Source organism: Bacillus sp. FSL R12-0074, assembly GCF_038005725.1.
GTDB classification, from domain to species: Bacteria; Bacillota; Bacilli; order Bacillales; family Bacillaceae_G; genus Bacillus_A; species Bacillus_A mycoides.
This window is the reverse complement of the sequence record NZ_JBBOTR010000001.1, coordinates 998,783-1,017,090: the sequence shown is the minus strand read 5'-3', so window position 1 is coordinate 1,017,090 and position 18,308 is coordinate 998,783. Positions and strand designations below refer to the sequence as shown.

General features: G+C 32.0%; 20 protein-coding genes and 4 pseudogenes. 9 read left to right on the top strand and 15 right to left on the bottom strand.

Going from position 1 to position 18,308, the window contains the following annotated elements:
- Positions 1-59 precede the first annotated feature (59 nt).
- The 3 genes and pseudogenes from NSS97_RS05150 to NSS97_RS05140 all read right to left on the bottom strand — a co-directional run bounded on the left by NSS97_RS05150 (position 60) and on the right by NSS97_RS05140 (position 1,915).
- Complete coding sequence (locus tag NSS97_RS05150; RefSeq protein WP_149190200.1) at positions 60-518, bottom strand: putative iron-sulfur cluster-binding metallochaperone; 459 nt, start codon at positions 516-518, stop codon at positions 60-62.
- Between the two features lie 260 nt (positions 519-778).
- A pseudogene (locus tag NSS97_RS05145) lies at positions 779-968 on the bottom strand (hypothetical protein).
- A gap of 404 nt (positions 969-1,372) precedes the next feature.
- On the bottom strand, positions 1,373-1,915 hold the full coding sequence (locus tag NSS97_RS05140; protein WP_341111828.1) for a uridine kinase: 543 nt from the start codon (positions 1,913-1,915) through the stop codon (positions 1,373-1,375).
- A gap of 367 nt (positions 1,916-2,282) precedes the next feature.
- Here NSS97_RS05140 and NSS97_RS05135 point away from each other — a divergent pair, with 367 nt between their 5' ends.
- The 5 genes and pseudogenes from NSS97_RS05135 to NSS97_RS05115 all read left to right on the top strand — a co-directional run.
- Positions 2,283-2,969 (top strand): response regulator transcription factor, encoded by a 687-nt coding sequence (locus NSS97_RS05135; RefSeq protein ID WP_215590848.1) that lies wholly within the window; start codon positions 2,283-2,285, stop codon positions 2,967-2,969.
- On the top strand, positions 2,966-4,042 hold the full coding sequence (locus NSS97_RS05130) for a HAMP domain-containing sensor histidine kinase (protein WP_341111826.1): 1,077 nt from the start codon (positions 2,966-2,968) through the stop codon (positions 4,040-4,042). Before NSS97_RS05135 ends, NSS97_RS05130 begins: the two co-directional genes overlap by 4 nt.
- A 283-nt stretch (positions 4,043-4,325) precedes the next feature.
- Positions 4,326-5,087 (top strand): ABC transporter ATP-binding protein, encoded by a 762-nt coding sequence (locus NSS97_RS05125; RefSeq protein WP_097890028.1) that lies wholly within the window; start codon positions 4,326-4,328, stop codon positions 5,085-5,087.
- Between the two features lie 16 nt (positions 5,088-5,103).
- Positions 5,104-6,933 (top strand): FtsX-like permease family protein, encoded by a 1,830-nt coding sequence (locus NSS97_RS05120; protein WP_097890027.1) that lies wholly within the window; start codon positions 5,104-5,106, stop codon positions 6,931-6,933.
- Between the two features lie 187 nt (positions 6,934-7,120).
- A pseudogene (locus NSS97_RS05115) lies at positions 7,121-7,690 on the top strand (IS4 family transposase); the annotation flags it as partial.
- A gap of 280 nt (positions 7,691-7,970) precedes the next feature.
- Here the strand turns inward: NSS97_RS05115 and NSS97_RS05110 are convergent.
- The 5 genes from NSS97_RS05110 to NSS97_RS05090 form a co-directional block, all read right to left on the bottom strand.
- A complete protein-coding gene (locus NSS97_RS05110) occupies positions 7,971-8,993 on the bottom strand; it encodes an ATP-binding protein (RefSeq protein ID WP_107888112.1) in 1,023 nt (340 codons plus the stop codon).
- A complete protein-coding gene (locus NSS97_RS05105; protein WP_097810615.1) occupies positions 8,990-9,661 on the bottom strand; it encodes a response regulator transcription factor in 672 nt (223 codons plus the stop codon). The genes NSS97_RS05110 and NSS97_RS05105 overlap by 4 nt, the downstream gene beginning before the upstream one ends.
- A gap of 81 nt (positions 9,662-9,742) precedes the next feature.
- A complete protein-coding gene (locus NSS97_RS05100) occupies positions 9,743-11,728 on the bottom strand; it encodes an FtsX-like permease family protein (RefSeq protein WP_107888113.1) in 1,986 nt (661 codons plus the stop codon).
- Positions 11,718-12,485, bottom strand: a complete 768-nt coding sequence (locus NSS97_RS05095; protein ID WP_341111819.1) for an ABC transporter ATP-binding protein — start codon at positions 12,483-12,485, stop codon at positions 11,718-11,720. Before NSS97_RS05095 ends, NSS97_RS05100 begins: the two co-directional genes overlap by 11 nt.
- 283 nt (positions 12,486-12,768) lie before the next feature.
- Complete coding sequence (locus NSS97_RS05090) at positions 12,769-12,927, bottom strand: DUF6241 domain-containing protein (protein ID WP_001982172.1); 159 nt, start codon at positions 12,925-12,927, stop codon at positions 12,769-12,771.
- Between NSS97_RS05090 and NSS97_RS05085 the strand changes: the two are divergent.
- Together NSS97_RS05085 and NSS97_RS05080 are read left to right on the top strand one after the other, a co-directional pair.
- Positions 12,925-13,182, top strand: a pseudogene (locus NSS97_RS05085) (IS4 family transposase); the annotation flags it as partial. The gene NSS97_RS05090 and the pseudogene NSS97_RS05085 overlap by 3 nt on opposite strands.
- Positions 13,183-13,527: 345 nt before the next feature.
- Positions 13,528-13,629 carry a YjcZ family sporulation protein gene (locus NSS97_RS05080; protein WP_000505688.1) on the top strand — a complete coding sequence of 34 codons (102 nt, stop codon included), beginning with the start codon at positions 13,528-13,530 and terminating at the stop codon, positions 13,627-13,629.
- Positions 13,630-13,754: 125 nt separating this feature from the next.
- Here the strand turns inward: NSS97_RS05080 and NSS97_RS05075 are convergent, their stop codons facing one another.
- The 6 genes and pseudogenes from NSS97_RS05075 to NSS97_RS05055 all read right to left on the bottom strand — a co-directional run bounded on the left by NSS97_RS05075 (position 13,755) and on the right by NSS97_RS05055 (position 16,485).
- Entirely contained in the window at positions 13,755-14,228 is a 474-nt protein-coding gene (locus NSS97_RS05075; RefSeq protein ID WP_012260456.1) for a hypothetical protein, read from the bottom strand.
- A gap of 139 nt (positions 14,229-14,367) precedes the next feature.
- A complete protein-coding gene (locus NSS97_RS05070; protein WP_012260455.1) occupies positions 14,368-14,739 on the bottom strand; it encodes an ATP synthase subunit I in 372 nt (123 codons plus the stop codon).
- 39 nt (positions 14,740-14,778) lie between these two features.
- Complete coding sequence (gene pssA / locus NSS97_RS05065) at positions 14,779-15,312, bottom strand: CDP-diacylglycerol--serine O-phosphatidyltransferase (RefSeq protein ID WP_341111817.1); 534 nt, start codon at positions 15,310-15,312, stop codon at positions 14,779-14,781.
- A 45-nt stretch (positions 15,313-15,357) separates the two neighbouring features.
- Positions 15,358-15,816, bottom strand: a complete 459-nt coding sequence (locus NSS97_RS05060) for a MarR family transcriptional regulator (protein WP_107888114.1) — start codon at positions 15,814-15,816, stop codon at positions 15,358-15,360.
- A 164-nt stretch (positions 15,817-15,980) separates the two neighbouring features.
- Positions 15,981-16,094: pseudogene (locus NSS97_RS30440) on the bottom strand (hypothetical protein); the annotation flags it as partial.
- Between the two features lie 34 nt (positions 16,095-16,128).
- Positions 16,129-16,485, bottom strand: a complete 357-nt coding sequence (locus tag NSS97_RS05055; protein ID WP_107888115.1) for a DUF4259 domain-containing protein — start codon at positions 16,483-16,485, stop codon at positions 16,129-16,131.
- 447 nt (positions 16,486-16,932) lie between these two features.
- Here NSS97_RS05055 and NSS97_RS05050 point away from each other — a divergent pair, with 447 nt between their 5' ends.
- Positions 16,933-17,481: a DUF4352 domain-containing protein gene (locus NSS97_RS05050; RefSeq protein ID WP_341111812.1), complete on the top strand. Its 549-nt coding sequence runs from the start codon at positions 16,933-16,935 to the stop codon at positions 17,479-17,481.
- Positions 17,482-17,635: 154 nt separating this feature from the next.
- Here the strand turns inward: NSS97_RS05050 and NSS97_RS05045 are convergent, their stop codons facing one another.
- On the bottom strand, positions 17,636-17,872 hold the full coding sequence (locus NSS97_RS05045) for a hypothetical protein (protein WP_044440284.1): 237 nt from the start codon (positions 17,870-17,872) through the stop codon (positions 17,636-17,638).
- Between the two features lie 200 nt (positions 17,873-18,072).
- Between NSS97_RS05045 and NSS97_RS05040 the strand changes: the two genes are divergently transcribed.
- Complete coding sequence (locus NSS97_RS05040; protein ID WP_000540380.1) at positions 18,073-18,219, top strand: YjcZ family sporulation protein; 147 nt, start codon at positions 18,073-18,075, stop codon at positions 18,217-18,219.
- Positions 18,220-18,308: the final 89 nt, after the last annotated feature.

Genomic DNA, 18,308 nt, shown 5'->3' with positions numbered 1-18,308 from the left:
ACTTGAGATTTTGAAATACCCCAAAGTATTTTTGGGAAAAAAAGCAACATTTAAGTTCCTTATGACATTTTTCTAATATAAGTTGTAACATTGCCTAAACAACAACTACCTTGTGGATTGTTTACTTCACAACCACATCGATTTTCTCTTATGTTTTCGCGAATATGCTCTACTGGATTAGGAGTAAGTCCATTTTTCACATATTGTTTGATTTTTTCTTTTGTCCAATCAAAACAATAGCAAATTGGTGTAGTTGCTGAGTCATCTTTTTGATTTACAGCTACCTTTATGTCAGATACAAAGTATTTTTTATTATTCGTATCAAAATAGACTACATCACAATCTTCGTTTGAACAAAAATAGTGATTTTCTTTAGCATTTAATGTTTCTAATGCCGATGGTTTAAGCAATGATTTTAGTGTAATCAAATTTACATTCTTAGCTTTATTTTTACATGATGGACAATGACCATTATTTTCAATTTTTATTCCTTTAAGGTTACTACAACAATCTTCCATTATTCTCCCACCTTTACAATTTATTATTTTTATAAATATTCTTCTACTTTCTTTTCTGAATCTATTAAAGTTTCGATAATAAGATATTGCATCTGTCTCACCTCATATAAAGTATAAACCCTGTGCCATAGTACAGGGTCAAGGAAAGTATTATTTACTATATTATCGATTTACTTTCTTAAAATAAACTGTCATTATTCAATAAGCCTTTTTCAACAATATACTCCGATTGCGAAATTCTAAAACTACATTTAGGGCGATTAACCTTTATCACCTCGTAACTCTTTACTACAACGTTTTACAAAAAATACTGTTATTAAATATACTCAAAACAAGTAATTGATCGAGTGCAATCACATCACGAAAAATCCAACGAGAAACAAAACCGAAGCTAGACATGCACACACATATAAAACCAAAATAATTTAACCATCTATGTACATTTTTCATTCTTCCCCCTCCTTAAACTTGCATTTTATCATTCCATCCTGTTTTTGGGTGTGAGTGCTGGCTAGTCGTGTGGTGATACCCCATCGCTATCAAGCTAAAAAAATAGGTCACCCCCCAAAACGCAAAAAACGAGCTGAATTCACATAAATAACTGTAGAGAGAGAAAAATTTCGTTATGGGGGTACTTTAAAATCTTAGCTTGATAGACATGCGATAAGACCCCCAATTAAATATAAAAAAGAGCACTGATTTTTAGTGCTCTTTTTGTAAGCATTAAATAATGAAATTTGAATACGCTTATTCTTTAGAATAGCGAATAATTATTAATTAGCCCCCTCTAGTTGTTGAACGTAATGAGCAAATTCTAAAGGCTGTTGCTTTTTTAAATAATAATCTTCTGCTACTCAATATCTATTTTGGTATTTCTTTAATCGCTCTTCCAAATCCCCTATGTATGTATCACGATGAAGTACACGCTCGTATCTTATATCCCTAGGACAATCTAAGAATACTACGTAATCATAAAATGTTTTCCATTCTTCCCTCAAAAGAAAAATGCCTTCAATGATTACAATACTTTTAGGTGTTATCTTTATCGTTCTCTGTGTAAATGTATCTTTTTCCTTGTTGTAAAATGGCAAAGATAGATACTTTTCATTTTGATACAATTTGTCGTATAAGTGTTCTTTTAGATAATTAGTATCCCATTGTAACTGATAATATTCAAACCATTCATCGTGCCCTGTATTATACCTCTTAGCTTTCTCAACAATAGGATCATCTATATGGATAATTACTATATTATCTAAGATATTTTTTAGTTGATGTACTAGTGTCGTTTTCCTAGCACCACTTAAACCATCTATCGCAAGAACAAAGGACCTATCTACATAATGCTTTTTATACTTTTCTTTTATTTGTTGCTTTAAACATTCCCATTTATCCATTCAATTCATTATCCTTTCTGCCTTTTTTAAACTAAGACAACTTAATTTCCCTTTCACCATATATTCTTATGACAAAATGCTATAGAAAGCTTAAGAATTCTTAAGAACTTTTTCCCCTTTTTCTTAAGATTTGGATGCTAGTGTATGATTATGAATTCAAACCTGTGAGGAGTTAAGTATGAAAATAGTTAACTTTCTTATTTCATGTATATAATGAACTAGAAATCATTTGTTGCAGCCCTTTCAAATTCAAGGTTTATTGGAGACGAAATAATTGAAGGAATTAATTTGAAGAAAGTAAGATAGAAATGTCTCCCCTGCTTATGTCTTTAGTTGTTCAATACGAGAAAAAATATGGAGGAATAATATGGATTCAAGAATTCTTATTGTTGATGATGATAAAGAGATTAGAAATCTTATCTCTGTTTACTTGGAAAATGAAGGACTGAAAACTCAAAAGACAGAAGATGCTATGGAAGCTTTACAACTGTTAGAAGAAAAGGAGTTTGATCTTATTATTTTAGATATTATGATGCCAGATATGGATGGTATTGAAGCTTGCATGAAGATTAGAGAAGACCGCAATATGCCTATCATTATGCTATCTGCAAAATCAGAGGATATAGACAAAATTCAGGGTCTAGCCTCTGGTGCCGACGATTATTTATCAAAACCGTTTAACCCATTGGAATTAATCGCTAGGGTAAAATCCCAATTAAGAAGGTTTAAAAAATACAATACGTCAATAGATCATAATAAAAGTATCCTAGAAATTGGTGATTTAGCCGTGAATACAGATACACGTCAAGTATGGGTAAGGGGAAAGGAAACAAGGCTAACTCCAAAAGAGTTTGATATACTCGAACTACTTGCCCGTAACAAAGGGATTGTCCTGAGTGTAGCAAAAATATATGAAGCAGTTTGGAAAGATGCTTTTTATAAATCGGATAATACCGTCATGGTGCATATTACAAAAATAAGAGACAAAATTGAAGAGGATTCTAAACATCCTATTTATATTAAAACTGTTTGGGGAATTGGATATAAAATATGAAGAATGTTAGTTTTAGAAATAAGATCATTATAAAACTTCTTGGTGCTGTTGCAGTTAGTTTTTTTATTTCATTTGGTTTAACAATCCTCATTTTGGTATACGTCATAGATCCATTTTTTGTAAAATACGAAGAATTTGGTATGTTTGAATTCAATTTGGCATTGTTGTTCTTATTCGCGTTCGCAATCTTTAACTTTATAATAATTTTTTTGATATTGGTTCGAAAGAAAATAGTATATTTGAAGCTCATTTCGGATAATGTAAATGATATTGCAAATGGAAAACTAGGTTTGACAATTGGGATTAAGGGGAAGGACGAATTGACCCAACTTGCTCAAAATATCAACTATATGTCCAAGGAATTGGAAAATACATTTGAACAAGAAAGACGATTAGAACGTACAAAAAATGAACTTATAACCAATGTATCTCATGACTTACGCACACCGTTAACATCTATTATTGGCTATATAGATTTATTAAAAAGAGGGCAATACAACAGTAAAACACAATTACAGGAATACCTTGAAACCACTTATTCAAAGTCACAGAGACTGAAATATTTAATTGATGAGCTGTTTGAATATACTCGTTTATCAGGCATAGATGCTAAGTTAAACTTTAATGAAGTTGATTTATCAGGTTTGTTGGAGCAAATAGTTGGAGAATACATTCCCATATTTGAAAAGGAAAGTTTAATCGTTCAAAAATCAATAACGGAAGAAACAATACCTATTTTCATGGATGTAGAAAAAATGGTACGTGTATATGAAAATCTGTTTATGAATGCGATAAAGTACAGCATGAAACCATCCGAATTATCCGTATGTCTTGAACTAATAGGTAACAAAGCAATTTTGAAAGTATCAAATAAAGTCGAGAAGCCGCCTGTTAGCGAACCAAATAAATTGTTTGAAAGATTTTTCAGGGGTGATAAGGCAAGAAAAGGTGATCAAGGAAATGGACTGGGACTTGCTATCTCAAAAAGAATTGTTGAACTTCATCAAGGTAATATATATGCAGAATATAAAGAAGGTTGGATATCCTTTATTGTTGAACATCCAATCAAATAGATTGGCTTATGGAATTACAGGTTCCATAAGCTTTTTTTTATAAAACTTAAGAATTCTTAAGGATTCTTAAGGGTGTTTCCTAATTTTTATAGTTTATCATGTATGTATTCAAAGCGATGAGGTGAGTGGAGAAATTAAAATAAAATTTTCTTTACAGCTTTCAATTGGATACATCGTGACAGCCTTATGGAAAAGGTAGATGCAACATGACTATTTTGTTAGTAGCAAATATGAATAGCAGCTTATTTTAAAGAAATGAAAAAACAAACATAGGAGGATATATATGATAAAACCAGTTGTAGATGTAAAAAACATTCAAAAATTGTACGGTAAAAAAGGTGAGAATCAATCGCATGCGTTAAAAGGTGTATCATTCTCAATTCAAGAGGGGGAGTTTGTCGGTATTATGGGGCCATCTGGTTCTGGTAAAACAACATTATTAAATGTAATTTCAACGTTAGATAAAGCGACAGGCGGCGTTGTTGAAATTGCAGGAACGGATATTACGAAAATGAAGCAAGGTGAGCTTTCTGATTTCCGTTCGCAAAAATTAGGATTCATTTTCCAAGACTTTAACTTATTAGAGAATTTATCTATTTACGAAAATATTGCACTTCCACTTTCACTTCAAGGTGTCCCATCACGAAATATTGGACAGAAAGTAGAAAAGGTAGCTGATATGTTAGGGATCTCAGCAATCCTTCAAAAGTATCCATCTGAAGTATCTGGTGGACAAAAGCAGCGTTCAGCAGCAGCTCGTGCGTTAGTGCATGAGCCAGCAATTATTTTAGGGGATGAGCCAACAGGAGCGCTTGATTCTAAAAATGCAACAAGTTTACTGGATGCGATGACAAACTTAAATAAAGAACAAGGTGTATCTATCATGATGGTTACGCATGATCCGTACAGTGCAAGTTACTGTCAGCGTATTTTATTCATTCAAGATGGTGAGCTATATAAAGAAATTTATCGCGGTGGTACACGTGAAGAGTTCTATAAAGAAATTTTAGACGTGCTTGCAAACATTGGCACACAAAAAGCGTAAGGAAGGAAGTTCAATCATGCTATTTAAGCTTTCCATGTCAGGCCTAAAAAGTAAGTTCCAAGATTACATTGTCTTACTTGTTGGCCTTATTGTCTCTATTTCAACTTTTTATATGTTTCAAACGCTAGCATCCAATAAAACGTTCCTTGAATCTAACTCTTCTATTAGGGATATTGTGTCTGTATTTAAAATTGGTTCCTTTTTGTTAGCGGTTATCACATTTTTCTATATTCTATATGCAAACTCTTTCTTATCAGCTCTTCGTCAAAAAGAATTTGGTATGTATATGATGTTAGGAGCAAAAAAGCATAAAGTTACCTTACTTATGTTTATCGAAACAATCATATTAGGTGCCACATCTCTTTTGATTGGAATTACAATTGGTGTAGGACTTGCAGAAGGTATCGGTCAGTTATTAATGAAACAACTCGAGTTTGCTGGTGAAGGTTATAAAGCATTTTATCTGCCATCTATGACTATTACTTGTGCCTTCTTCTTTGCACTATTTGTATTATCAGCAATTATGAATAGTATTAAATTATCGCGTATTTCTGTATTACAACTTGTACATGCAGATGCACAAACAGAACGTGTCGCCGTAAAAGGAAAAATGACAGTTGTAGTTGCATTCCTTGGTATTATTTTATTGGGTATTGGTTATGCATCACTGATTTATATTTCTCATGCAAATTCGCTAATTGTTTTGGGATTAATGGCCCTTGGATTAATCACAGCAACCGTTGGTACTTACCTTATATTTGGATCACTTCTCCCAGTTATGATAAACAAGTTAAAGAGTAATAAAAAACGTAGTGAAAAAGGCCTCAATGCTTTTACTTTTGCACAATTAAATTTCCGCATTAATGGTCTAACAAATGTGCTTGCAACAGTAGCAATCTTAGTGGCTCTTGGTGCTGGTGGAATTGCTTGTGGTATGGCATTTAAAAACAACATCCTAAAAATGACAGATCAAATGCGAATTTACGATTCAGTCATTCATAATCCAACAGCGGAAGAAAAGAAAATTTTGGGTGGTATCTTATTTCAAGAAAAACTTGAATATCATTACAAAGTTGATGATAGGTATGTTTATTATCTTAAAGAAGATTTAGAAAAAAATCGCCCTTTCTTGCAAGGTATGAAAATAGAAAAAGTTTCAGAGGGATTACCCATTGGTGCATTTTCAATAAAATGGGTTAAAGGAGAGACCGACACAAAACAATGGATCCAGGCTTTCAGAACGATCCAGCCAAATTATTTATATCCTGATTATGAAATGAAAATTGTAGATCAAAACATATACGATGGGTTGAAGGGTAAAGAAAGTACTGTGTTTATGGGGAAAACAGATGATTTTGGATCATACATAAAAGAATGGAAAAAACTTGATGAATTACAGATATCAAAATATAAAAATGTGAAGGCGGAAGAATTGGATAGTAAGTATCAAGCGTATATTGTGAGTCATGATTTTGCCAGCGGACTAATGTTTATGGGTTTTTTCGTTGGAGTTGCATTTTTAGCAATGATGGCAAGCTGCTTAATGTTTAAAATTCTATCCGGTGCATCCAAAGATAGTACACGTTATCAAATGCTTCGTAAAATCGGTGTTCGCCGGGAGTTATTAATAAAATCGATTTATAAGGAGTTATTCTTTATATTTTTAGTCCCAGCAATTGTGGGTATTGTTCACGTATTAGTTGGTATGAACATGTTCAGCGTTCTTTTGGCTGATCCGTACTTTCGTATTTGGCTACCAATTATTATTTTCGTAGTGATTTACTCGATTTACTATTTGATTACAGTTCAATTGTACAAAGGAATTGTACTTCCGAAAGAAAATTAATGTAATGATATTATTTATACGGAATATCAACATAATCTGCCCCCATTTATTGAACATTCTAAATGGATTTGGAAATAATAAATGGGGTACCACCACATCGCTATCAAAATAATAAAAAGAAATGCCCCCTAGAATGAAAAAATACGCTATTCTTTCTGTAGAATCATAGGAAAGGATGGCGTTTTTTATGTCTGTTTCTGTGTATGACGAATTACAACTATTTGCTCAAGAGATTCAAAGTTTTTTATCTCCAAATACCTTACGGGATCTTGCTAGAGATGTTGGCTTTGTACAACGAACCAGTAAGTACCAAGCAAAAGATTTAGTAGCTTTATGTGTATGGTTGAGCCAAAATGTAGCTATGACTTCTTTAACTCAGTTATCTAGCTGTTTAGAAGCATCAACAGAAGTACTCATCAGTCCTGAGGGACTGAATCAACGGTTTAATAAGGCGGCCGTCCAACTTTTACAACACCTACTAGCCGAACTACTAAGCAAAAAATTGGCCGCATCTATGCCGATTTCTTCTCCATACACTTCTGTTTTCAAGCGTATTCGTATTTTAGATTCAACTGCATTTCAACTCCCGGATGTATTTTCATCGGTTTATCCAGGTGCAGGAGGATGCAGCCATACAGCTGGGATAAAAATTCAACTTGAGTATGATTTGTTAAGTGGACAGTTCCTACATATTCATACTGGTCCAGGTAAACAACATGATCGCACTTACGGCTCTCTGTGTGCCCCAACTATTAGCTTGATGGCGATGGGATCCCGCCAACAAAACGCGAATTTTGTACGCTAAGGATTTTCTAAGTTGAAAAACTTGGGTTTATTGTACGTTAAGTATTAGTGGACATCAAAAATAGTAATGACTAATCCAGATTAACATCCATCCGATTCACAATTAAATATACCAATATGTAAAATGGCTAAATAATACAAACGGTATGAAGAGAATTTCTACTCTTTTCATACCGTTTTAAATTTGTTTATAAGTTTCATACGAAATTCGTGGAAAGGTGGCAGCATCTCTTTTATAAACAAGGCTCAAAAGTTACCATACCTGATAAAGGAAATATTAATGTAACTCTAGTTCCTTTATTCACTTCAGATTCAATGCCAATTTTCATTCCTAATTTGGAGCACAGTTTTTCGCATAGATACAAACCCATTCCTGTACTTTTGCTAAATCTCCTTCCATTCTCTCCAGTAAATCCTTTTTCAAAAACTCTATTTATATCTTTAGTTATTATCCCTACTCCATTATCCTCTATAGTTAGTATTACTGAGTTAGCTTTCTTAATTGAGTATATACGTATCATTTGTTCTTTGTTATTTGAGTACTTTATAGAATTTCCTATTATTTGATTAATAATAAATTCAACCCATTTTCCATCACTATATACGATTTCATCAATATCTTGTATGTCTAATTTTATTCTCTTATGAATAAAATCCCTATAGTTTCTTTTAATTACATTCCTTACTACATTATCAAGGTTGATTGGCTTTATAATATAGTCTTTATTAACGTTATTGCTTCGAGAATAATACAGAACCTGTTCTACAAATCCCTCGATTCGATCCATTTGAGAGTCAATTTTATTAGTTACTTCATTTTGATTATTTTCAATTATTAGCTTTGTAGAAGCTATCGGTGTCTTAATTTCATGCACCCATGTCTCTATATATTCTCTGTAATCTATTTGCATATCTCTATAATATTTTACATTTTCATGCATATCTCTACTTATTTCTTTCAGTATAGCGTTAAGCTTTTCCCCATGTATAAAGTTTGCTTCCTTTACTACCTCTGGAAGTAGGTATTTTTTCTCCAAGTTTTCTAATATACCATTAATCTCATTATAATAATTTTTACATTTTATAAATTCTATAGCCATATATGAAATCAATGGAAAAAACCAAATACAAAAGACAAAGAATATTATAATGAACTGAACATTCGCAGTCAGCAATATACCTGCTAGTATAATAAATACCAGTACATTAGATAGTATTACTACCATTTTATCTTTAAAAAATTCACCTATATTCATGGCATTATATACCCTAACCTTCTTCTTGTTGCAATTGGATTTTCTATACCTATCTCTTCAAGCTTTTTTCTTAATCTATTTATATTAACAGTTAAAGTGCTATCATCCACAAAATAATCAGATTTCCATAAGGTTTCCATGAGTGAATCTCTTTTTACAATATTACCGCGATTATTTATTAAGCATGAGAGTATCTTAACTTCATTTTTAGTTAACTCTACAGACTTGTCTTGATAAGTAACTGTTGCATTTGAAAGATTTAAATTAAAATCTCTATAAATTAAGATATTATTCGTCTTTAAATCTCCAGATGTTCTTCTTAAAATGTTTGTTACTCTTGCTAATAGTATTTCTGTATTATAAGGCTTTGTTATAAAATCATCTGCTCCTAAATTCATACTTATTAGTTCATCTACATCACTATCTCTGCTTGTAACCATGATGATTGGAACATCTGAAGTTTTACGTATTTCTCTGCATATATAATAGCCATCGAACACAGGAAGATTTATGTCTAGTAATATAAGGTCTGCATTCTCACTTTCTATATATTCGATAATATGATTAAAATCTGTGGGAGCCTTTACTTCATATCCATACTTTATAAAAAAATTTTGTAATTCTTCTCTGATGATTTCATCATCTTCAATAAGAATGATTTTTTTCATGACTTTTCCCTTCCTATATAGAATATAAGGCTATTACATCTTGAGAAACAAGGTGTAATAGCCTTAATGAGCATTATAAAATCAAGTATTACTTTTTACAATATTTTTATACCCAACATATGTCGTGTAGAAATATCCTACATAAACTACAAGAAATACTAAGCCAGTCATCAATGCTGGTAAAGTAATGTCTATTTGTTGAAATGCGTTAATAAAATTATTGACTACATAAATTCCAACTACAGAATGGATTAGAGCAAGAATAACTGGAAGACTAAAGTATACGAAAGTTTGAATAAAAATCGTTTTGTCGATCATTGTTCCGTTTGAACCAATTCTCTTCAAAGATTTATATCGATCTATGCTATCACTGGCTTCTGATAATTGTTGAAGAGCTAATATAGCCATACTCGTTATTAAAAATACAATACCTATATATATCCCAATAAACAGTACGATAGTTTTCAATCCCTTACTTTCTGCACAAACTTCATCCTTTGATTTGCCTGATATACGATTAATATTTAATTTCGGGCCATTTTCGTCATTAAAGCCCCGTGCAACGTTATCATATTTTTTATTATATTCTTCTCTATTTCCATCTAAATAATTTACATTAAGTATGGATGCAATAATTTTGTAGCCTGATAAAAACTCATCATTTATAACGATTGTGAAGTAATTAGTTCGCACATCAGCAGTGTAAAGATTCTCTTGTATAACTTTAGCGTTTTTTACCAGATATTCTTTTTCTTTAATATTCACCTTATTGCTATTTTTTAATCTTTCATTTATCGAATTAACCAACCGGCTTTCATTTGATAAAAGTAAAACCTCATTGTTATTTAAAGTGATTTCCTTTTCACCTTTAAGATTTAAAATTTTATTATAATCAGATACTTTAATGAAATCCATACCGCTATTCTTATAATCTTTACGTTCTGGTACAAAGTCCACCACTTTCATCCCTGTTCGATATACATTATAAGATACATATTTTTCGTTATTATTTATTTTAAAATGAAATTTATTTAATACGTCTTCTATAGTGTAACTTTCATCCTTATTCTCCAACTTAATACTGGCATCAAATGGTGTTACTTCTTTCATTGTTGCGTCCATCATTCTGTTAAAGCTGATTCCTGTAGATAAAGCCACCATTGTAAGGCATAACATTAAACAGATTAAAGACATGGATATAAAATTTGTATTAACCTTACTATTTATTTGTTTGATGATAAATATATTTAACCCTTTAAAATAGACTTTTTTATTCTTCTTTACAACATATAATATAAATCCAGATAAACTAAAGAAAAACAGAAATGTACCTAATATGCCAAGAATGATTGATACCATGAGCATAGGATTTTTAAAATTCAATCCGATTTTTAGTACAGTCACATATGCATATCCAAGTGATGCTACACACATAATAAATGTGATTACATAGATAAGAGGATTTCTAAATTTTACATCTTCGTTTTTTCTACCTGCTGTTAACAAATCAATTATTTTGTATTTAGAAACAACATATACATTAAATAACATAACAAGCAAAAACATGATTCCAAAGTATAATACGCTTTTACCTATAGCACCTGTTGAAATTGCAAATTTATATTTATTGATGGGCAAGTCAAATAACTTTAATGCAAATGTAGATAATCCCTGTGATACTCCAATACCTATTATAAGCCCACTCACTAAAGATATAACACCAACTAGAAATGTCTCTGTTACTAATATTCTGGATATGTTTCTTCTTCCCATACCTAAAGTCATGTATATTCCTAATTCTTTTTTACGTTTTTTGATTAAGAAATTATTTGCATACAATATTAAACCACCTAATATTACGGATACAAATACTGACACATTTGAGATAACGTTCATTATTGTAGGCACATACTTTCTATCTGAAGCGTTAATTTCCATAAGTGCCTTTTGTGATTCTATTGAGTTAAAGCTATAAAATATACAAACAGCCAGTGTTAGTGTTAAGAAATATATTGCATAATCTTTAAGACTTTTCTTTACATTCCCAATAGCAATCTTAGAATACACTATTATCGTCACCTCCAAGAATGGTTATAACTTCGATAATTTTAATAAAGAATTCTTTTCTGGAATCATTCCCTCTTACCAACTCAATAAATATTTTTCCATCTTTAATAAAAAGAATTCTACGAGCATAGCTTGCTGTAAATGCATCATGAGTAACCATAAGTATTGTAGCTTTTAAATCCTTATTTAGACTTTCAAATCTTTCGAGTAATAATCTAGCTGATTTAGAATCTAACGATCCTGTTGGTTCATCTGCAAGTACTAAAGATGGATCTGTTACGATAGCTCTTGCCGAAGCAACCCTTTGTTTTTGTCCGCCTGACATTTGATAAGGGTATTTGCTTAATACTTGTTCAATGTCTAAATATTTTGCAACTGCTTGTATTTTTCCATCAATTTTTGAACTTTTCTCACCTTTTATTGTTAACGCTAGGGCAATATTTTCATAAGCAGTAAGGGTATCTAATAAATTAAAGTCCTGAAATATAAACCCTAATTCATTTTGTCTAAACTTATCTAATGACTTTGATTTTAACCGAGTAATGTCACTATTATTTATTATTATTTTTCCCGTAGTAACATTATCAATAGTTGATATACAGTTAAGTAATGTAGTTTTGCCACTTCCTGAAGGCCCCATTATCCCAACAAATTCTCCCTCATCTACCTTAAAACTAATATTATCTATAGCCTTTGTTACATTATCTTTATTACCATAATATTTTTCAATTTTTTCTACACTTAATATATTTCGCATTAATACTTCTCCTTTTTCATTATAAAAATTCTTTAACTCCCATTCATTTATGTAATTCATTTTATATAATTTCATTTATAGTATCGATGGAATTACATTTCATTAACATTACATTTTTGTTATATTGAGTGATACCTCTACATGTAAGTTATCAGAAATCGCGACAGAAACAGACATAAAAAAACGCCATCCTTTCCTATGATTCTACAGAAAGAATAGCGTATTTTTTCATTTTAGGGGGCATTTCTTTTTATTAGTTTGATACCGAGGTGACGATACCCCTTTATTGTTTTTCAGACTTCGCTTGTTCTAAAATGTATGCTTCTTCTTGTTCCGGTGTCGCTAATTCGTATGCTTTACCAGTGCTGTTATTGTCCCATTCCCATAATAAATTATGCTCCTCAACCGATTGAGAGAAATCGCCTTCATACCAACGAACCAAAATCTTGAGTTACTCTTAGATAAGAAAAAGAAAGAGCTTAGTGAATACAAGTCCATCTATATGATAAAGAATTATTATCTATTGTTTTATGAAGGTTTACAGAAGGGCATCCATGAATTATTAAAAGTTTTACTGCGTTTGTTTTATCTTTTAGAGAAAAACGGGAGAAAATCTCACCGGTACAAGAAGAAAACAGTCTTTGATATCTTAGGCATCGTATACGACTTTACTATGTCTCACAATCATGTAGCATAATCTAAAAAATTGAAACCCGATAGGGTTTATTTGGTATGCAAATCTTTAAAGAACTTACACTGGATCTATAGAAAAAAGAAAAAACTTCACGTGAAATTAAACTTATATAATCTTAGCTTGATGGTGATGTGGTGATACCCCTATATAGGGCTTTTTCTTTTTTCTCAATGACCAATATTATTAAAATTAAGATGGTTCAAGTCGGAGAAAGGCACCTTAGGGTGTCTTTTCTTTATTTTCAAAAGGACCTGCTCAATTATTGCGTAAAAAACATAAAGTAAATTGAATCCGTTAAAATACATGAGTGACCCCTTGTTTTCCCCTCTTATTAAAGGAGGAACTATTATGGGATTTGGTGGTAGTTGTAGTAGTTGTGGCGGCGGCTTTGCTTTACTAGTTGTATTGTTTATTTTATTGATCATTGTTGGAGCTTCTTGCTTCTGCTAAAAAACTATCGGAAAAGACACTCTTATATGGGTGTCTTTTCTTTGTAATAAAAAGCTCTTCATAAAGGAAAGTTTTTAGGTTTATACATTCAAGTCATCCAAATTAGTTATTTACGCAACACTTCATCACTTTCGGTCTTTAGTGTGAAATACAAATAAGCCTTCCGCTACACAAAGTTGCTCAACTAACTTTAATTCCTTAGATTCAAAACTTATATAATTAAAACACCCATCACCAATTAATACACCTATTCTTAAATCAGAAAATATTAATATAAGTTTATCAACTTCTCTACTTGGTAAAAACTTTAACACATCATCATTAAATTCAATTATGTTTTTGGTGTACTTGCTATATGTTAAAGATTCTACATCATCTAAAACATATATATTCTCATCATATAAATATAACTTGCTTAAAGCTAACACACTTTTGTTCAAAATATTATATTTATTGGGTATCAATACATTATCTTCGAAATCAAAATACTTCTCACTCTTTACTACCGCTGGAAAAGTATCAACGACATAAAAATCGCCTTCTTCTTTAAAATAATACTCGTCAAGCATCTTTTGAAACAATCCCTTAATTTCACTCATTATTTTCTAATACCCTTTCCTTCTCATTATTTTCAGCAGGTGATACATCCGGCAAATCTTCTTTAAACAGATTAGTATCATTCCATAGGTAACCATATTTTTAAAAGGCCGATTAGTGTGTGTTGATTAAAGTTTCACTTTATTTCTTCGCATCTCTCATGCTGTAATATCCTAAATTGATAATAATCAAGAAATACCCACCCATAATTCCAGCAGCAAATGTCCACATGAAATCATGGTGTTCAATTTCATACATAATAATCGCACCTAGTATCGCGGCTGCAAATCGATTCATCATTCCAAGCATCGGTGCTTTTTCTTTTTTTACAATGCTATCTCCGAACTTTTCAATACGCCTTCCTAAAATCCAAGTACAGTACATGCTCACCAAAAGGCCAATGCTTATCCCTACAAAATGGGTTGAGAAAGGTGTTATATACCATCCCAATAACATCACACCTAGTAAACAATACATTTGTATGTTAAATGATCTTAGTGCCATACGAATCATGCTGTACCCCTTTATCTTTCTCATTGTACTTACGTATCATCAATTCCATCTTTCAGACTTCAAGCTTTCCGATATATCTTTTTTAAAATGAGGAAATTTCATTTTACTCACCATTAAATAAGCGAGTATACATGTGCTAAACGCCACAGAAACTGGATTATTCAAAAAGCATAAAATAAGGAGACACATTGCCGCAAATGGAATGGGCATTCCGATAAACGTTGGGAGTTTGCTTTGTTGTGTGTTAAATCTAGCAAGCCGCAGCATTCCGCAAATACTGTAAGCAAGCGCACATAACATCCCGATAAACTGTAAATCTTTTAAAGAGACACTATATGCAAGAATAGACGGTGCCACACCAAAGGTAACTAAATCCGCAAATGAGTCTAACTCTCCACCTATTTCCGAAACAGAATCAAGTTTCCGAGCGACCATGCCATCAAAAAAATCAAATAGCATTCCTGTAATAATAAAAACTGCTCCCAAATACATATCGTGAACGAGGATAGCGAAAATGGCCAAAAGCCCACATACAAAATTTGCTATCGTAATCATATTTGGTATGTAACTCATAACACGCTTCTCCTCCTCTCACCCATCCACTTCATATAGATTTTCTTACTCATTCGGATTAATGTCCTTCTGTTTTTCTTCCAATATAACTTTATTTATTTTCGTTAACGTCTCAGTCATTTGCTCTAAGGCTTCGATATCAATTTTAGAAAAATATTTCTCAATTAGTACATCATCTAATTCAGATAACCGATCTATATACTTACTACCATTTGGACCAAGTGTAAGGAAATACTCCCGTTTATTATTAGGGTTTATTTGTTTCGAAATCATCTTCTGTTTTTCCAATTTCGATAAAACTTGGCTCACAGCACTTTTCGATATATTAAAAGTACTCGCAATGTTATTTGCTGTCGTGTTTTCATTTAAATTGATATAAAATAGCATGCTCTCTTGCTGCCCTGTAAGACCGAACTCATCCTTTAACTCCTGAAATAGTAAAATGTAGAAGTCATTGTAGGCTCGATTCATTTCATTAATTACTTCTTTATACGATCTAGTCATAGTAATCTTCCTCCAGTCATGCTGTTATTTCGTTTCGTAATATAGTTTAGTTAACTTAACTAAACTATATTATACCTTTATGTTCGTGTAAAGGGAAGTCTCGCTCCATCCTTGACTTACAATTGTACAAAAAAAGGCATCTTAATTGATGTCTTTTTTTATACTTAATATTTCAGGCTCTCACCATTCTTTTCAACTACTTCTTTATACCAATTGAAACTATTCTTCTTCGATCTTTTTAACGAGCCTATTCCTTCATTGTCCTTATCAACGTATATATCCGATACTATCTACTTCTACTGTTTCAAAATACTAACAGTTTATCAACTGCTGCTTTAATGTATTTAAAACTTTCTTTCTCTCTTCATAATCTTCCTCACCGGCTTCTTCCCAAAGTTCAAGATCAGCTCCGCGTTCGATTAATGTAATCGCATTGCTGCGAACCTCCTCTTGAATACAACCTTTCTCCAGTTGTATTGCCGCCAGACCGATGAACACTAAAGACATCTCCTCTAAATCTTCATCAATATCGAACTCATCTAAATACTCTTCTAAAACGAGCTTAGTTGCTTCTTCTGCACTGTTTCCTTCATCTAAATACTCAATAAACTGATCCTTCACATCACAAGTTGTATCATCATCAAATAATCCAGTTCCCCAAGCGCCCATATTCCACAGCCCCTTCTTTGTGCTTTTCTTTTCATTTATATTTCAATTTTAAATATAGTAGAAACTCATTACAAGGCTAGTTATATACACAATTATATTTTACAATTATTATAGATAATATATATCTTTCACCACATGTATCATTCTGAATAATTAAAAACAAATATTAAAAATTCCATATAGACCCATTACTGGTTAAAATGTTATAATTAAACCACCCTACATAGTTACTCATGTTCAGGATGAGAAACTAGCGTCTTATTAAGTAATGCGCATAACTTAAATAAACAAGACACTGCAAAGTGTCTTGTTTATTCGCATCAAGTTTCCTTTTTATCCCAAAACCAATATAATAAAATGCAACATTTAATACATATAAAGAAAAATACAGATTTATTAAATCATTATGGCACCCATGAAGGTACTTCTATTTTGGAGGAACAAACTATGAACAAAAAGTTATTAACATCATTATTATGTAGCACATTCTTATTTGGATTATCAGCTTGCAGTTCACATGATACATCTAGCAGTAACACGAAAAACGAACAGGAGACTTCTAAAGAAACAAAAAATGATGAACTTAGCAACAAGGATCCTCAAAAAGAACTTCCCACCCATGGAGATTCTTCTGATGTATACATATCAATACGCTCTGCCGATTCATTAGATGTTATAGGTAATGGAGAAGTTAAAGCACAAGGTGTATTTAAAGTATTAGACGTCGCAGTTTATAATCGTCAAGAGGAACCCATTACACTAAATAGCAATAATTTTAAATTAATTGACGGAACCGGAAGAGAATATCACATTTCTAATGAATCTCAATTAGTACTTAAAGCTGCAAATACTGCTACATTTAAATTTGGTGTTCTTAATCCTAATGAAAATTCGGAAGGGAACATTGTATTCGATGTTCCGAAAAATACGCAAGGATTAACGTTAAAAATTAATGGAGATATGTTGGATAAAGGGATCGAGTTAAAAGTGGAATAGTCAAAAGAAAATGTAAAAGTGGCTTTTCTACAAAATAGATAAACCACCTATCACAACTTATACTAACATAACAAAAAGTACAGCCTCTGTATTAACTACAGTAGACTGTACTTTTTCATTTGTGATTTTGTATAACTCACTATAACAGGCTTCCTTAGTTCTTTTGAGAAGATGCTCTCCAATCACGAAAAGATGTTGGAAACCCAGAATGTCCACGTTGCTTTGTAACAACTGGTTTCTCTTGAAGAGTAGTTGATTTCTCTTCAAAAATAGTTGGTTTTTCTTCAAGAATACTCAAAGCTGTTTGCATTTTCTCCAGCTGTTCTTTTAAAGCTTGCTGCTCAATCTTTAAATCCGTAAGTAAACGTAATATCATCTCAGAATTAGCCATAACGATCTCCTTTCCCCCAATGCACAGAATAAAATACCATATGTAATAAGCGGAATACTCGTGACAAAAATAAGTTCGTCAACTCTTTTAAAATACCGAGTACTTTTATTTTTTCAAAAGGACCTGCTCAAGTTTATCCGTAAAAACATAAAGTGATATAAATCCATTAATATATGGACTTTATGGAAGGAGGAGTTAATATGGGCTATGGTGGTAGTTGTGGAGGCTATGGTGGTAGTTGTGGTGGAGGCTGTGGTTTTGGCGGTGGATTCGCCTTACTTGTTGTGCTCTTTATCTTATTAATCATCGTTGGAGCTAGCTGTTGGGGCGGCGGATTCGGCTGCTAATAAGAGGCACTCTTGAGAGTGTCTTTTTTTTATTTCTCAATATGCAACTAACATATATGTGTTACTATCAAAAGGCGAGATTCCCTAAG

Excerpts from the sequence above, each read along its gene's own strand:
- NSS97_RS05150 (WP_149190200.1), bottom strand. The coding sequence starts at position 518 with ATGGAAGATTGTTGTAGTAACCTTAAAGGAATAAAAATTGAAAATAAT.
- NSS97_RS05140 (WP_341111828.1), bottom strand. The coding sequence starts at position 1,915 with ATGGATAAATGGGAATGTTTAAAGCAACAAATAAAAGAAAAGTATAAA.
- NSS97_RS05135 (WP_215590848.1), top strand. The coding sequence starts at position 2,283 with ATGGATTCAAGAATTCTTATTGTTGATGATGATAAAGAGATTAGAAAT.
- NSS97_RS05130 (WP_341111826.1), top strand. The coding sequence starts at position 2,966 with ATGAAGAATGTTAGTTTTAGAAATAAGATCATTATAAAACTTCTTGGT.
- NSS97_RS05125 (WP_097890028.1), top strand. The coding sequence starts at position 4,326 with ATGATAAAACCAGTTGTAGATGTAAAAAACATTCAAAAATTGTACGGT.
- NSS97_RS05120 (WP_097890027.1), top strand. The coding sequence starts at position 5,104 with ATGCTATTTAAGCTTTCCATGTCAGGCCTAAAAAGTAAGTTCCAAGAT.
- NSS97_RS05110 (WP_107888112.1), bottom strand. The coding sequence starts at position 8,993 with ATGAATATAGGTGAATTTTTTAAAGATAAAATGGTAGTAATACTATCT.
- NSS97_RS05105 (WP_097810615.1), bottom strand. The coding sequence starts at position 9,661 with ATGAAAAAAATCATTCTTATTGAAGATGATGAAATCATCAGAGAAGAA.
- NSS97_RS05095 (WP_341111819.1), bottom strand. The coding sequence starts at position 12,485 with ATGCGAAATATATTAAGTGTAGAAAAAATTGAAAAATATTATGGTAAT.
- NSS97_RS05080 (WP_000505688.1), top strand. The coding sequence starts at position 13,528 with ATGGGATTTGGTGGTAGTTGTAGTAGTTGTGGCGGCGGCTTTGCTTTA.
- NSS97_RS05075 (WP_012260456.1), bottom strand. The coding sequence starts at position 14,228 with ATGAGTGAAATTAAGGGATTGTTTCAAAAGATGCTTGACGAGTATTAT.
- NSS97_RS05070 (WP_012260455.1), bottom strand. The coding sequence starts at position 14,739 with ATGATTCGTATGGCACTAAGATCATTTAACATACAAATGTATTGTTTA.
- pssA (WP_341111817.1), bottom strand. The coding sequence starts at position 15,312 with ATGAGTTACATACCAAATATGATTACGATAGCAAATTTTGTATGTGGG.
- NSS97_RS05060 (WP_107888114.1), bottom strand. The coding sequence starts at position 15,816 with ATGACTAGATCGTATAAAGAAGTAATTAATGAAATGAATCGAGCCTAC.
- NSS97_RS05055 (WP_107888115.1), bottom strand. The coding sequence starts at position 16,485 with ATGGGCGCTTGGGGAACTGGATTATTTGATGATGATACAACTTGTGAT.
- NSS97_RS05050 (WP_341111812.1), top strand. The coding sequence starts at position 16,933 with ATGAACAAAAAGTTATTAACATCATTATTATGTAGCACATTCTTATTT.
- NSS97_RS05045 (WP_044440284.1), bottom strand. The coding sequence starts at position 17,872 with ATGGCTAATTCTGAGATGATATTACGTTTACTTACGGATTTAAAGATT.
- NSS97_RS05040 (WP_000540380.1), top strand. The coding sequence starts at position 18,073 with ATGGGCTATGGTGGTAGTTGTGGAGGCTATGGTGGTAGTTGTGGTGGA.